This is a genomic window from Brenneria corticis, assembly GCF_003115855.1.
In the GTDB taxonomy this organism is placed as follows: Bacteria; Pseudomonadota; Gammaproteobacteria; order Enterobacterales; family Enterobacteriaceae; genus Brenneria; species Brenneria corticis.
This window is the reverse complement of sequence record NZ_KZ819085.1, coordinates 19,335-33,282: the sequence shown is the minus strand read 5'-3', so window position 1 is coordinate 33,282 and position 13,948 is coordinate 19,335. Positions and strand designations below refer to the sequence as shown.

General features: G+C 52.6%; 17 protein-coding genes and 1 pseudogene. 6 read left to right on the top strand and 12 right to left on the bottom strand.

The features are described from left to right. Positions 1–26: 26 nt before the first annotated feature. From DDT56_RS16155 to fis, 6 genes are all read left to right on the top strand, one after another. The gene (locus DDT56_RS16155; protein ID WP_009114778.1) at positions 27–269 is read left to right on the top strand and encodes a YhdT family protein; all 243 of its coding nucleotides are present in this window, start codon (positions 27–29) and stop codon (positions 267–269) included. After that, positions 259–1,710, top strand: a complete 1,452-nt coding sequence (gene panF, locus DDT56_RS16150; RefSeq protein ID WP_136167466.1) for a sodium/pantothenate symporter — start codon at positions 259–261, stop codon at positions 1,708–1,710. Before DDT56_RS16155 ends, panF begins: the two co-directional genes overlap by 11 nt. Positions 1,711–1,727: 17 nt before the next feature. Beyond that, a complete protein-coding gene (prmA, locus tag DDT56_RS16145; RefSeq protein WP_136167465.1) occupies positions 1,728–2,609 on the top strand; it encodes a 50S ribosomal protein L11 methyltransferase in 882 nt (293 codons plus the stop codon). A gap of 207 nt (positions 2,610–2,816) precedes the next feature. Beyond that, a complete protein-coding gene (locus DDT56_RS16140; protein WP_136167464.1) occupies positions 2,817–3,557 on the top strand; it encodes a carbonic anhydrase in 741 nt (246 codons plus the stop codon). Positions 3,558–3,933: 376 nt separating this feature from the next. Beyond that, complete coding sequence (dusB, locus tag DDT56_RS16135; RefSeq protein ID WP_136167463.1) at positions 3,934–4,899, top strand: tRNA dihydrouridine synthase DusB; 966 nt, start codon at positions 3,934–3,936, stop codon at positions 4,897–4,899. Positions 4,900–4,922: 23 nt separating this feature from the next. Further along, on the top strand, positions 4,923–5,219 hold the full coding sequence (fis, locus tag DDT56_RS16130) for a DNA-binding transcriptional regulator Fis (RefSeq protein WP_005975342.1): 297 nt from the start codon (positions 4,923–4,925) through the stop codon (positions 5,217–5,219). Between the two features lie 158 nt (positions 5,220–5,377). On the opposite strand, the gene DDT56_RS16125 is transcribed toward fis, so the two are convergent. The 12 genes and pseudogenes from DDT56_RS16125 to DDT56_RS16065 form a co-directional block, all read right to left on the bottom strand. Then, on the bottom strand, positions 5,378–5,680 hold the full coding sequence (locus DDT56_RS16125) for a DUF1889 family protein (RefSeq protein ID WP_168197643.1): 303 nt from the start codon (positions 5,678–5,680) through the stop codon (positions 5,378–5,380). 176 nt (positions 5,681–5,856) lie between these two features. Then, positions 5,857–6,027, bottom strand: a pseudogene (locus tag DDT56_RS16120) (terminase large subunit); the annotation flags it as partial. Positions 6,028–6,349: 322 nt separating this feature from the next. Next, entirely contained in the window at positions 6,350–6,784 is a 435-nt protein-coding gene (locus DDT56_RS16115) for a type II toxin-antitoxin system PemK/MazF family toxin (RefSeq protein WP_136167461.1), read from the bottom strand. Positions 6,785–7,134: 350 nt separating this feature from the next. Beyond that, positions 7,135–7,719, bottom strand: a complete 585-nt coding sequence (locus tag DDT56_RS16105) for a hypothetical protein (RefSeq protein WP_136167460.1) — start codon at positions 7,717–7,719, stop codon at positions 7,135–7,137. A 342-nt stretch (positions 7,720–8,061) separates the two neighbouring features. Then, a complete protein-coding gene (locus DDT56_RS16100) occupies positions 8,062–8,712 on the bottom strand; it encodes a hypothetical protein (RefSeq protein WP_136167459.1) in 651 nt (216 codons plus the stop codon). 9 nt (positions 8,713–8,721) lie between these two features. Further along, on the bottom strand, positions 8,722–10,527 hold the full coding sequence (locus tag DDT56_RS16095; protein ID WP_136167458.1) for a hypothetical protein: 1,806 nt from the start codon (positions 10,525–10,527) through the stop codon (positions 8,722–8,724). Between the two features lie 117 nt (positions 10,528–10,644). Continuing rightward, the gene (locus tag DDT56_RS16085; protein ID WP_136167456.1) at positions 10,645–10,935 is read right to left on the bottom strand and encodes a phage tail assembly protein; all 291 of its coding nucleotides are present in this window, start codon (positions 10,933–10,935) and stop codon (positions 10,645–10,647) included. Position 10,936: 1 nt separating this feature from the next. Then, entirely contained in the window at positions 10,937–11,404 is a 468-nt protein-coding gene (locus DDT56_RS16080; protein ID WP_136167455.1) for a hypothetical protein, read from the bottom strand. Further along, entirely contained in the window at positions 11,401–12,234 is an 834-nt protein-coding gene (locus DDT56_RS16075; RefSeq protein WP_136167454.1) for a hypothetical protein, read from the bottom strand. The genes DDT56_RS16080 and DDT56_RS16075 overlap by 4 nt, the downstream gene beginning before the upstream one ends. After that, the gene (locus tag DDT56_RS16070; protein ID WP_136167453.1) at positions 12,234–12,569 is read right to left on the bottom strand and encodes a tail fiber assembly protein; all 336 of its coding nucleotides are present in this window, start codon (positions 12,567–12,569) and stop codon (positions 12,234–12,236) included. Before DDT56_RS16070 ends, DDT56_RS16075 begins: the two co-directional genes overlap by 1 nt. Before the next feature lie 12 nt (positions 12,570–12,581). Next, positions 12,582–12,749 carry a hypothetical protein gene (locus DDT56_RS24415; RefSeq protein ID WP_168197642.1) on the bottom strand — a complete coding sequence of 56 codons (168 nt, stop codon included), beginning with the start codon at positions 12,747–12,749 and terminating at the stop codon, positions 12,582–12,584. A gap of 481 nt (positions 12,750–13,230) precedes the next feature. Beyond that, positions 13,231–13,923: a hypothetical protein gene (locus DDT56_RS16065; protein ID WP_136167452.1), complete on the bottom strand. Its 693-nt coding sequence runs from the start codon at positions 13,921–13,923 to the stop codon at positions 13,231–13,233. Positions 13,924–13,948: the final 25 nt, after the last annotated feature.

Genomic DNA, 13,948 nt, shown 5'->3' with positions numbered 1-13,948 from the left:
TCAACACCAGCTTACCTGGGGGAAAAATGGATACGCGTTTTCTTCAGGCTCATCGGGAAGCCCGCTGGGCGATGGGCCTGACGCTGGCTTACCTGATAGCCTGGATTCTCACTGCTTACCTGCCCGACAGCGCACAGGGCATCACGGGGCTGCCCCACTGGTTTGAAATGGCCTGCCTGCTGCTGCCGCTTGTTTTCACCCTGCTGTGCTGGCTGATGGTTCGCGTCGTTTTCCGCGATATCTCACTGGAGAACGACGATGCAAAATGAGGTGCTTCTGCCGCTGCTGGGCTACCTGCTGCTGGTTTTCGGGCTCTCGGTATACGCCTATCGCCGCCGCCAGGCGGGCAACTTTCTTAACGAGTATTTCCTCGGCGGGCGCTCAATGGGCGGCTTCGTGCTGGCGATGACCCTTATCGGCACCTACGTCAGCGCCAGTTCATTTATCGGCGGACCGGGCGCGGCCTACAAGTACGGGCTGGGCTGGGTATTGCTCTCCATGATCCAGCTTCCCACCATGCTGTTGTCGCTGGGCATTCTGGGGAAAAAATTCGCCATTCTGGCAAGACGTTATAACGCGATCACCCTCAACGATATGCTGTACGCCCGCTACGGCAGCCGGCTGCTGGTATGGTTCGCCAGCATTAGCCTGCTGGTCGCCTTTATCGGCGCCATGGCGGTGCAGTTTATTGGCGGCGCGCGCCTGCTGGAGACGGCGGCCAACATCCCCTACGATATCGGCCTGCTGATTTTCGGCGTGACCATCGCGCTCTATACCGCGTTCGGCGGCTTCCGCGCCAGCGTGCTGAACGACGCCATGCAGGGCATCGTCATGCTGCTGGGCACGGTGATCCTGCTGGTGGGCGTTATCCACGCCGCCGGCGGCCTGCACAGCGCGGTGGACAAGCTGCAGCAGATCGACCCCGCGCTGGTCACCCCGCAGGGCAGCGATCAGATCCTGTCGATGCCTTTTATGGCCTCTTTCTGGGTGCTGGTCTGTTTCGGGGTTATCGGCCTGCCCAACACCGCCGTGCGCTGCATCTCCTACCGCAACAGCCAGGCGCTGCACCGCGGCATTATTATCGGCACCATCGTGATCGGCATTCTAATGCTGGGCATGCATCTGGCGGGCGCGCTGGGCCGGGCGGTGATGCCCGACCTGACCATCCCGGATCAGGTACTGCCGGCGCTGATGGTTTTCGTGCTGCCCCCGCTGGCCGCGGGCATATTTCTCGCCGCGCCGATGGCGGCTATCATGTCCAATATCAACGCGCACCTGCTGCAGGCCTCCGCCACGATAATCAAAGATCTTTATCTCAGCGTGCGCCCGCAGCAAATGCGCAATGAACGGCGCATCAAGCGCCTTTCCAGCACGACGACCCTGCTATTGGGGTTATTAGTGCTGCTGGCCTCCTGGCGCCCGCCGGAGATGATTATCTGGCTAAACCTGCTGGCGTTCGGCGGGCTGGAAGCCGTGTTCCTGTGGCCGCTGGTGCTCGGCCTTTATTGGGAACGCGCCAACGCCACGGGCGCGTTAAGCGCCATGTTCAGCGGCGCATGCAGCTATACGCTGCTGGCCAGTTTCGATCTTCATCTGGCGGGCTTTCACCCTATCGTGCCGGCGCTGACGCTAAGCCTGCTGGCGTTTATTATCGGCAACCGGTTTGGGCACAGCATGCCTGAACCGGCGACCGCCCCCACTTCACTTTAAATGTAATAGAGACTGCTATGCCGTGGATTCAACTGAAAATCAATACCTCCGGCAGCCATGCCGAACAATTGGGCGACGCGCTGATTGAGAGCGGCGCGGTGTCCGTGACGTTTCAGGATACCCACGATACGCCGGTATTCGAGCCGCTGCCCGGAGAAACCCGCCTGTGGGGCGATACCGACGTTATCGGTTTATATGACGCGGAGACCGAGATGGCGAACGTTATCGCCGCGCTGGAGCGGGAGCCGCTGCTGGGCGCCGGGTTTCAGCATAAAATCGAGCAGTTGGAAGATAAGGACTGGGAGCGCGAATGGATGGATAACTTCCACCCGATGCGTTTCGGCGAACGGCTGTGGATCTGCCCGAGCTGGCGCGATATTCCCGACCCGACGGCGGTGAACGTGATGCTCGATCCGGGCCTGGCTTTCGGCACCGGCACCCACCCCACCACCGCGCTCTGCCTGCAATGGCTGGACGGGCTGGATTTACAGGGCAAAACCCTTATCGACTTCGGCTGCGGTTCCGGCATCTTGGCCATCGCGGCGCTAAAGCTGGGCGCCGCCCGCGCTATCGGCATCGACATCGACCCGCAGGCGATTCAGGCCAGCCGCGACAACGCCCAGCGCAACGACGTGTCCGAGCGCCTGGAGCTCTATCTGCCGAAAGACCAGCCCGCCGACCTCAGCGCCGACGTGGTGGTCGCCAATATTCTGGCCGGCCCGCTGCGCGAGCTGGCGCCGTTAATCAGCGATCTGCCGAAAACCGGCGGGCACCTCGGCCTGTCGGGCGTGCTGGCGACCCAGGCCGTCGGCGTCGCCGAAGCCTATCAGGACAAATTCCGGCTTGACCCGGTGGCGGAAAAAGAAGAGTGGTGCCGCATTACCGGCGTACGCAAGTAATCCTCGCCGACCGCCCGCTTACCACCACCGCCAGCCATCGGGGTTGCGGTGGTTTCCCCCGTCTCAGCCCTTCGGGCCGCCGCTGCGCTTTTATCAACGGTTTAACCACGTCAAAGGTAGGTGTATCCTCAATGGCTCGTCGGACCTTCATCGGTTATTTAACACGATGAAGTGAGTCATCATATTGTTTTTAAATGGATTAAATCAATGAAGTATAAACTTTTCGCCTCCCTCGCCGTTACCGTCTGCTTTTCGCTTCACGCCGCCGAACACGCCCACTGGAGCTATGAAGGACAGGAAGCGCCCGCGCACTGGGGTCAACTCTCACCCGATTTTTCCCTGTGCGCCACCGGTAAGAACCAGTCGCCGATAGATATTCACGGCGCGCTAAAAACCGTTCACCACGACTTACAGCTCGCTTATCACCCCGGCGCGCAGCATATCGTCAACAACGGCCATACCGTTCAGGTGAACGTCGGCGCCGGCAACACGCTGACGGTGGATGACGATACCTTTACCCTGAAGCAGCTCCATTTCCACGCCCCCAGCGAAAACGAGATCGATGGCAAAACATTTCCGTTAGAAGCACACTTCGTCTATCAGGATCAACAGGGTGCGTTAACGGTAGTGGCTTTGATGTTTGAACAGGGCGACGCCAATCAGGAGCTGGAGAAAGCCTGGCGCCAGATGCCGTTAACCCTTGATAAACCGGTTGCATTGACCGCGCCGCTGAATATCGACGCGCTGGTGCCCGCAGCATATCGGCATAGTTATTACCGCTTCAGCGGTTCACTCACCACGCCGCCGTGTTCCGAAGGCGTACGCTGGCTGGTGCTGAATAAATCGGCGACCGTTTCAGCCGAACAGGTCGCCGCATTCACCGCCGCCGTTCATCACGCCAACAACCGCCCGGTTCAGCCTTTAAACGGCCGCGTTATCGTTAATTAGGCCGGTTGTTTCCTGCCGCTCCCGGCCGCTCCGCACCGGGGGCGCGTTTGCCGCATTATGGTGCATAAAATTTATCCCTGTTCTTGGTTTATTAACAACGCAATCCCCTGCAAATGGCGGATATCAATGTAACTCCTGCTTCAATCACCGTATATTACAGATAAATTGCGCAGCCGCCGGAATATTTTCCTGAACAAAAATAACGCACAAACAACCAAAACCTATTGTTAAATATAGATAATATTTTCTCACCGCGCGATGAAACGCGTTTTCTTTGATCGCCGCCGGCCAATTGGTCAAAGTTTGGCCTTTCATATCGGGTGAAAAATGCGTAATATACGCGCCCTTGCAGACACAGTATGGTCACTCTTTGTCTATGCGCATTGGACAATTTCAGCTTACCAATCGTTTGATAGCAGCACCGATGGCAGGTATCAGCGATCGCCCATTCAGAGCACTCTGTCACACGATGGGCGCTGGAATGACCGTGTCCGAAATGCTGATTTCCAATCCGGAAGTCTGGCGTTCGGATAAATCGCGTTTGCGTATGGTGCATAGCGATGAGCCCGGGATCAGGGCCGTGCAGATTGCCGGCTGTGACCCGGATGAAATGGCGGTGGCGGCGAAATTCAATACGGATTTCGGCGCGCAGATCATCGACATCAATATGGGTTGTCCGGCCAAGAAGGTGAACCGCAAGATGGCAGGGTCTGCGTTGTTGCAGTACCCGGATTTGGTAAAACGAATCCTCTCGGCGGTAGTGAAAGCGGTAGACGTGCCGGTAACGCTGAAAATCCGCACCGGCTGGGCGCCGGAGCACCGTAACTGTGTAGAGATTGCCAGATTGGCTGAAAGCTGTGGGATTCAGGCTCTGACCATTCACGGACGCACCCGTGCGTGCCTGTTCAATGGTTCGGCGGAATACGACAGCATTCGGACAGTTAAGCAGGCCGTTTCCATTCCCATTATTGCGAATGGCGACGTGACTTCCCCGCATAAAGCCAGAGCGGTTCTAGATTACACCGGGGCAGACGCCCTGATGATAGGAAGGGCCGCTCAGGGAAGACCCTGGATCTTTCGGGAAATCCAGCATTATCTGGACACCGGGGAGTTGCTGGCACCGATGCCGTTGGCAGAGGTCAAGCGCTTGTTGATCAAGCATATACGGGAATTGCACGACTTTTATGGTCCAGGCAAGGGATTTCGTATAGCTCGTAAGCACGTATCCTGGTATCTCCGGGAGAACGCCCCAAACGACCAGTTTAGGCGCACATTCAACGCCATAGAGGATGCCAGCGAGCAGCTGGAGGCGTTGGAGGCATACTTTGAAAATCTTGCGTAAACAGAAAAAGAGCTGACAGAACTATGTTCGAACAACGCGTGAATTCTGACGTACTGACCGTTTCCACCGTAAACTCTCAGGCACAGGTAACCCAAAAACCCCTGCGCGACTCGGTTAAACAGGCCCTGAAAAACTATTTTGCCCAATTGAATGGTCAGGACGTTAGCGACCTGTATGAGCTGGTATTGGCTGAAGTTGAACAACCCCTGTTGGACATGGTGATGCAATACACCCGCGGCAACCAAACCCGCGCCGCCCTGATGATGGGCATCAACCGCGGCACCCTGCGTAAGAAATTGAAAAAATACGGCATGAATTAATCAAAATTCATAACCTATTGTTTTTAAAAGGCGCTTGTTAGAAATGACAGGCGTTTTTTTATAATGTTTATACAGATATTTATACATGGAACGCTGAACAACACCAAAAGCACAAAAACAAAAAAGGCCGCTTTCGCAGCCCTGATAACACCGGGGGCTTACTTCAATGATCTCAGCTCTTTTTGAAAATCTTCACTTAACCGCCCCTTGTGTTTGACTACAACTCGACCGCCTGATCCAATTTTCTCAGCCAACATAGCAAGCTCTCTGGCATGACGATCTTCCCAGCCATGCTGTTTAGCCCACGCATAAACTTCATCATATTCAAGCCTAATACCTAACTTATGTAGGTACTTGAATACCTCTTTTGCTGTGCTTTCATCCAATGGATGGGCAAGTCCTGAAGAAATATTAGTAACAATCTTAAGATGCTCTAAAGCCCGTTCTAATGCAGCATTCATATGATTTCCTTTCAGTTGCTTTTGAAACATAACCATACCATCAGTGCGTCATTGAGCTAAATAATTCGATACTACATATATGACTAATGCCGCAGGATATTAGATTTAACTAATTGATAAGTTTTAAATTTCCCCCTTATTGCCATACAAGCATTTCTATCACTGTCTCAGTTTACTCATATCCCGTTAAATGTTAACAGCCGCTCCTTGTGGTTTTCGCTCATATCAAACGCAAAATCTTCATGTTCTGCCTGCCACGTACCAAACGACATCAGGAACGCGACGGCGGGGCCTATCTTGTTGGCGGATTTCTTCTTGTTCGGCTTAATGTTTGCGTTGGCGTAACTGCTCTCGGTATAGTCTGCCCGGCTCTGGCATGGTGGTACGCGATGAAGGCGGGAAACGTGACGCCATCGACGGGGAGGTAGTGCGGGTGAGTTGACGCTACCGGCCGAGGCTAAGGCCTATTTCACCGATAGGCGGAAACAGAAAAACAAAAGCCCCCATAGCGGGGGCTATCTTCACAGCGTTGGCGGGGCTTGTTATCGCCTTCTGCCACGCTGGCTACAATGGACGCACCTTAGAGTAGTCTTAAATGCCTGTCGCCGGTTTGTCTTCGACGCAGGGGACATCTAAAGATTACCACAACATTAATTTTTCGCAATCCCATCACTTGACGTGCTGGCACAAAAAGCCCATTCCCATCCCGTTCAGGACACATCTATAGATCTCGCTCATCTGTTGCTGTCCGAGTCTATCATTGAAGTAAAGGCGCTTTCCGCTCCCATCTCTTCCTACAACAACAGCATCAAGCCGATGGAAAGCAACGGTGTAAACCATATCACCTTTTACCCATGTTTCCCTTCCCATGAAATGCTTGGTTTTTGGCATGGATTGAACAGGTAACTTGTAGTGATAATTGCGGGCTATGTCAGGTGGAACCGTGCTGCAAGCAACAACTGTTACCAAATCCCCGCGGCCCGTGATATGCCCGGAAAGAATGATGACAGGCCGTGATGATTTGACCATCTCCGGTTCTTTGAACCCTTTGGAAAAATCGCAAAGCATCAACTGTCCCGGCTTGGGATGATAGGTTATCGGCATTGAGGCAATCTATTGTTAAATAAGAGGGTAATTCTTGCTCAACGTGAAGAAATGATCAATCTTCCCGTCGCGGGACTTTTGGCCTCTTCCACTGGTAGGCAGGCGATTCCATTCGCTGCCGATAGCGTTCTTTGGCTGCCAGAGCTTGCGCCACACGCGTTCGGATCATCAACCGGTCTTGCCCGTTCACGCTGCCCTGATCTTTCATCAACGCGGCGGTAAGTGCCTGCTCAATAGTGTGCCTGTCCAGCATATCCACATCCCATTTCTGGCTTCTGGAAAAAAAAGCCGGCAAAGACGCCGGCAAGAACCATAGGTATTTCCCCGGGTCTATCGCCCGATTCAGGTATTTACTTGTCAGTGCTGAGCACGTAAAGCAGGCCAGGCATCACCATGTTGCAGGCGGTCTCTTCCGTCTCGCTGCCATCGCCCAGGACAAACAGCGCCGTTTCCCGGCAATGGCGGATGACGTCTTCAGGTGCCAGATCAAAGGCCCCGCCAGCAACAATCTCACCCGGCCAAGTAACCGGATCGGATTCCGCCAGCCGATAGCCACCAAATGTGATGGGCGGGGCATAGGATGCCGTGCTGATATAGAGTCCTACGGCGCGGGCCGCCAGCCCTGCCCTCTCATCCGGGTCCATACCAGATGCCATTCCGATGCATTCCGCCAGGCGCTGGCGAATCGCGGCTACGCTCATTTCCACCAGCGTGGAGGGTGAGGCATCCTGCTTGCTAATACTGGTCTTGCGGGCGGCGTTCTGCGTCCTTAAATCATTGCGGTCACGGAATCGAGCCAGATAAGCATCCGCCAATGCCTGGTCTATCTTCCCGTTCACCCGCGGCGGGAACCCCTGTTTCCCTTCCCAGGAATACAACGCCTGGCGGCTCATTCCGGCGTGTTTCGCATATTGACTTACGCTCATCAGTACCATCGTTTCAACTCCTCTTCGTCATCCAGCCCGCCGGGAAGTGTCAACCGGTCAGTACCGAATGTGTCAATCAAACTGTAAAGCCAATCACTTGACACTTTTTCCCCGATTGCTTGACAGTTTTCCCAGGGAAAGTGTCAAGCGGAGATCACCAGAATTCCCCGTCAATCCCTGGCACCGCACGGCTTGCGGCCATTTTTGGCACAAACATTTCAAGTGTAAAGTGTCAATCAAATTCAAAACTTTATAGCTAGTGAAATATCGGGGCGTCGCCCAGCCCGTGATTTAATTCCTTCCAGGAAGGACCCATTTTATGTAGATGATAATCATTGTCATTTACCGCCATCATTTCGCCGTACGCATCGCTTCAGCAAAGGCCTTTTCCATCTCAGCAGGCAGCAGCGCCTTTGCCATTTGAATTGCGCGCTCCTGATAGCCGAAGACTGGACTTACCGGCAGCGCATCACCAAACCCAATCAGCAATTTCGGCGGCCGGGTTTTCAGTCGGGCCTGCCGCTGTCCATTGGGAGAGCGCTTGCGTCTGGTCTTTCTTTTCTTCCCTTTCTTGCGTTGCCATACACCGGCAATCCCTTCACTGCCGCCAGCTGTCTTAACACGGCCGATGAATACGTCGGGCTTAGCTTTCAGTGTTGCCATCGCCGTACGGGGAATGTTGCCGTACTTGTTCAGCTTGAGACTGTGAGGAACCAGCTTTGCTTTACGGAATAGAACGTGCATCCCACCGGTTTCAAACGGGCTCAGGTACTCGGCCGCCTTATCCATGATAAATACTTTTGCTGACAGATTGGCCTTGGTCGCCCCTTTAGACCTCACCGAATTCACCGTGAAAGGGGTGGCGTTGAATTTTTGTTGGATCGCTTTCTTCTGCGCGTCCTGTATCTGCCGCACGGTGCTTGTTAACGCTTGGGCCGCGGCGAACGGGATTTGCTTTCGTATTTTCTCCAACTGCTTTGAAAGATCATTCAGGTTTGCCATTTTTCCCCGCTAAAAAGGCATGGCCGTTGACACTTTTGGCCCGTTACCGGTGACCGTCTTACGCTCCCCGGTCTGCGGATTGATTATTGTCAGTTCAATCTTTACGCCGCTGTCTTGCAGAGCCGCTCGAAAAGCATCCACCAATCCGGCGTTGGCCGTAACGGCCGCACCACCTTGTTCCGGTTGCCTGAAAATCGACTCGCTGGAATACTCGCCCCGCTGTGCGTTCAGCGTTCCCGGATCGCGCTTTCCTGACCATTTTTCATCATTTACAGCAGTGTTAATCGAGTTGAGTAAATCCCGCCCGCTGAACGGCTGCGTTTTGTTCTCATGCTTAATCATTGCGGCCATCAGCGCCTGCAACACCACCGGATCGTGCAAATCAAGCCTCTGATTTGGATCGAAGCCTGTCATCTGCGCCACATGCTGAATATAGGCTCGCGTATTGTTTTCCGAACTTGGGGCGTAAGTGCTGATGATCCCGTTCAATGTGCTGTTCCCGCGGTCGCCATACAGCATCAATTGCCGGGCCATCGCGGATAACCCGTCCTCCGATGAAGAAAATATTTCGAATTCCCCATCATTGCCGACGGCATTGGGCGCGCTTCTCACGTTACCCGGATTGTTATTGCGAAGCCCGCGCGCGTTGTTAGCCCGTTCGTTGTAAGGAACACCAGGAAGAACAGGGAGGGCGGGCACCTGCGGGCGGTTGATGGCGCTACCGCCCTGCCTCAAATCGGGAGGATAATACTCACGCAGCTTTTTAATTAAATCTTCCGATGCATATCCCAGATTGAGATCCATTCTCTCTTTAAAAGACAGCGTGTTTTTAAACTTTTCGTCACCGCTGGCTTTACGCAACAAATCAGCCTGAGCACCACCACGGTTAAACGTTAATATATTGCCGACGGTAACATTATCGAATCCATTAACCATGATCTGGCGGATTTGGTCGATAGTGGACATCAACGTTTCCGACTGCCCCAGCCACGCCTGCGTTTTCAGGATCATGCCATCGTATGCCGCCGAAATTTCATTCATCTGCTGTTTGAAAGCCAGAGCGTTTGTAACATCCTGATCACTGAGGATCAGCCCGTCGCGCTGCGCCTGGTCTTTGAGGCGTTGAACTTCATCAGTAGTGTTGCGCAGATAGCTCAGCAATTCGGGAGACAGCCCCATTTCCTGGAGCCAGATGGCCTGTTTTCCCGGCGACATGGTTTGCATTGCCTTGTTGATATCATCAAGCAACCTGCCAACATCGACCAACCCCTCTTTTGTCAAATGAAGGTCAATGCCCTTCAGCCTCAGTAACGCCATAAATTCGTTGTTTTGCCCGAAGCTGGCTTTTTCTGCTTTGCCATACAGATCCACCAGCGCCGATTCCGCGTCTTCCCGCTTCGAGCCGTTCTCAACCATTGCACCGGTCAATTCCTGAAAAGCATGGGTAGTCATGCTGATGTTTTTCGAAATGGTGTCAATGCGATAACCATAATTGGCAAACTCCACCAAATTATTTTTAACCGCATTAATGGCAGCCACCGCCCCACCTAATCCAGCAGTGAGACCGGTAACCATCTTTAACGGCGGGACGATATCGCCGATATGCTGAACGCTGTCCTTTGCTGATCGGGATAGACCGTCGATCACCTTATTGATTTTGCTCACGCTATCGGCGGAGTCATTTCCGCCCAGTTTTAACCCCTCCGTGGTTTTATCCAACAGAGGGTTAATGCGGCGAACGGTATTTTCAAGGCGAATGATTTCTGCGGTCATTTTATCATTAAGGTTTGCCTCGAACTCGAATGCGTTAGCCATTGCCTGCCCTTACCTTGTTGATGCGTTTTCCCTGATCTGCCCACCACTTCAGGAGTGAGTGGGACATGCCCCAGGTTACATGCGGTTCCCAGTGGAAACAGTAGGCGACATCAGCGGCTAATTGCCGCCATCCTTCTGTTTCCCGTGAGTTAAAAAACCCATCAGGTACTCTTCGCACTGTTTGTAATCGCTGTAAGCCATCCGACCCAATACCGATTCGGGAACGCCGGAAACCAGCGAGATCAGCAGTCGCATGGCAGACAATACGGTTGTCTTAGACTCCTTGTCATAAAACTGCTCAACCTCCATCAGTGCCGGCTCGCGCAGTTCGATCTGCTCCCAGGCTGTTTTCTGCGTTTTGTCTTCCAGGTTCTTAGAAAGAGGGATTACCTTCGTTCGTTCCAACATATCAATGCTCCACCATCAGGTTAAAATCTTCCGCCGTCATCGGCTCCACGTACTTTTCCAGCGCTTTTTGCGCCGCCCTTATCCCAGCCAGATAACCGTTACCGTCGCTATGCGACATACTGTGCAGGAAGGCCGCCATGTTCATGCCTTCTTCATCCAGCAGCTCCCAGCCAGGACAAACAGCGGCCATTTTCCGGTTCGTGAACTCGCTGATATGCCGGGGACTGGACGCCAACGTTTTAATAGCTTCATCGCTCGACGTTTTTTTCTTTATCAGCTTCAGGGCCAGCACCGGATTATTCCGGGCCTCATCACTGACCGCGATACGGTGGGCATCGGAATGAGCGTCATCGCCTGCCTCTTCGGCATTATCAGCGCCACCAGACAAATACAGCCCGCGTGCTATGCCGGTGTATCTACCGGCCGCCGCATGGCTCGCTGTCGCGTTCAGGTGGCGAAAGTTCATCATGCTTGCACCCCACCCGCATAGAAGCCATCAACGGGGTTGCCAGCTTTAAGCATCGCCGCTACCCGTTGGACTTCATCATCCGGCCCAACAGGTTTACCATCCGCACGTTTGCGGTCACCGGGCAGAGCCATCCCTGTAGCGCGGATCTGGTTGTTGCGGTGAACAATGGCCTTTGCCATCTGTTCGTGATACTCATCTGCGGCTTTCTGACGAGCTGCTACGTTGTCCGGCGTGTTCGGATCGGAAGCGTTCATCATCTGCTGGGTACGCGCAATCAGAGCATCCCTTTCATCATCCGTCATCGGTTCTTCCATGCTCTTGAGCACTTTCAAGGCGCGATCTCTGGATGTCAGGTAGCCGTTTTTATCATTGCGGGTGAGCGCAAATTGTTCGGCCGAAAATGCCTTTTCGCTATCGTCCAGAAACTCCCACCCCGGATTGTTCTCCTCCATAAACTTCATGGTGAAGGCAGACAGCGCTTCCGGTTCTTCCCGGAGACGGGCCTTAATCTCGCTAGATTTTAATTTCGTCGCCCTGAGCAACCGGACCGCCAGCACGGGGCTGTTCTTTGCCTCTTCGGACACCGCTACATTGTGGAAGCGGCTGTGCTGGGACGGCTTCGCCACTTTGGGCAGGTCATCATCATGCTTATCCTGCTGGGCTTGTTGCGCCTGCTGGTCCTCTTGGCCTCTGGCCTTGCTGGTCAGATGCGAAAAGCTGATTTTTTTCATGTTGTCCCTCGGATCGGTGGATTGAGTATCGACGGCTCGGCGCTTCGCCGACCGGCCGGAGGAAATGCCCAAAAGGGAACGGATAGAGAAAACAGTCATCAGGTCACATCCTCCGGTTGCTCCGGCCAGACAATGGACGCTGGGTGCTGAGGGTTCACAGCGGCCATGTCGGCGATGTACCGTTGCCATGCTTTAAGGATGGGGGCCAGTTCAGCGGTGCGGGCTTTATCGCTGGTCGATTGGATAGCCTGAATGATAACAATTTGCCGGTGTGCGGCATTAAGGCCGGTTTCGCGGATAACCTCCGCGTCCTCAGTCGTCATCGGAGGCGCTTTCCATTCAATGCCGCCGTTTGGCTTCTGAATTTCGATATAGCGGCGGCCAAAACGATCAACGAGCGGTTTGGTCGCTGCTTTAGGAGTGATAACGATCATGGTTGCCTCGCCTCACTGAATGTAATCAGCTAGCCCACGGCGCAACACCTTGCGGGCCAGTTCCTGAATACTTGGCGCTGCGCCCACAACGGAACGCGCAGCCTCTTTTTCTTTCAATCGGGTCAAACCGTCAATGATGACCTGATCTACCAGAATCGGTTTCTTCTTGATAACAGCCATAACCCCTCCTGTCGCTGGATACACATACAGTATCCGACAAGGTTGATTTATGATCAATATTTTTAATCGTTATGATTAAATATATTTGTCGTAATGAATGTGATGAACCGTAGCCGTGAGGCGCTAAATCAGTGGGGGTTATGCTACTGCTTAGATCAGCCTCAGCGCGTACGGATGCGGCCACGTTGGCCGTGATTGACTTCTAAGGCGGGGCCGCTTCTTAACGTTAGCGTTCCGCTTTAGTCAGCAGAGCACGCATCTGGGTGATGAGGTCTGTTTTCTTCTGGCGAGTTCAAGCAACTTTTTTCATGCCGTGGTTTCCGTAACGTTTGTAGTTAAGACGTGAAGCCAGCGCGGGGAAGAGTTGAGGCCGTTTAATCTTTTTGCATCTTTGAGGCTATTTCGTACTGATTTATTAAACAGCCAAATTTTACATTTTAACGCCACATCTTTAATTGTAAAATCGAATAGATACTGGCTCTTATTGCGATGAAGAATGCACTAATTTCCTTAAAATCGTTCTATCAAAAGGGACAATACTATTTAAGTCGCAGATCTCAATATTTTCAGAATCATAAATACAATTTAACTCTTGCTCAAAAACAGTAACCTCCCCAGAATTACCACATTCCTTTAAACGCTGCATAAATAAATCCACAGCATTATTTATAAATCCCGAAAAAACAGAACCATGCAAAGCATGGCATATAAAGTCTAACAACTGCTTTCTTAATTCAATAATAGCACTATGAAATTTATCCTCTTCTTTATTTAACTCTTCAGCCAAAGAGGAAATACTCCTACCTTGCTCTCCTAGCATTAAATTGAGAGATAGAGTAGCAAGCTCCATGAATTTTTTATAATCATCATTAGATGTTCCTCGACATAACAAACTCAACGCTTCATTGATGCTTAAAACGCGGCACCTCGATTCAAAAGTAGCACCAGCAAGCAATACTAATTGCCTGGCAATCAAGTACTTTGAAACATCTTGAACAGTTGAACACTTAGTATATAAAACTGTGATACAAGAACCTTCAGACATCCAGTTAGAGAGATATTTAGAAGAAATAGTAATATTTCTCGGACGAAAACCAACCCATTTGGCTATAGTCCAATGCCCTAACTCATGATAAAAAACTCTTAAATACTCTTCTTTTCTTACTTCTTCCATTATAATTCCCTTTCATTATTTTTAA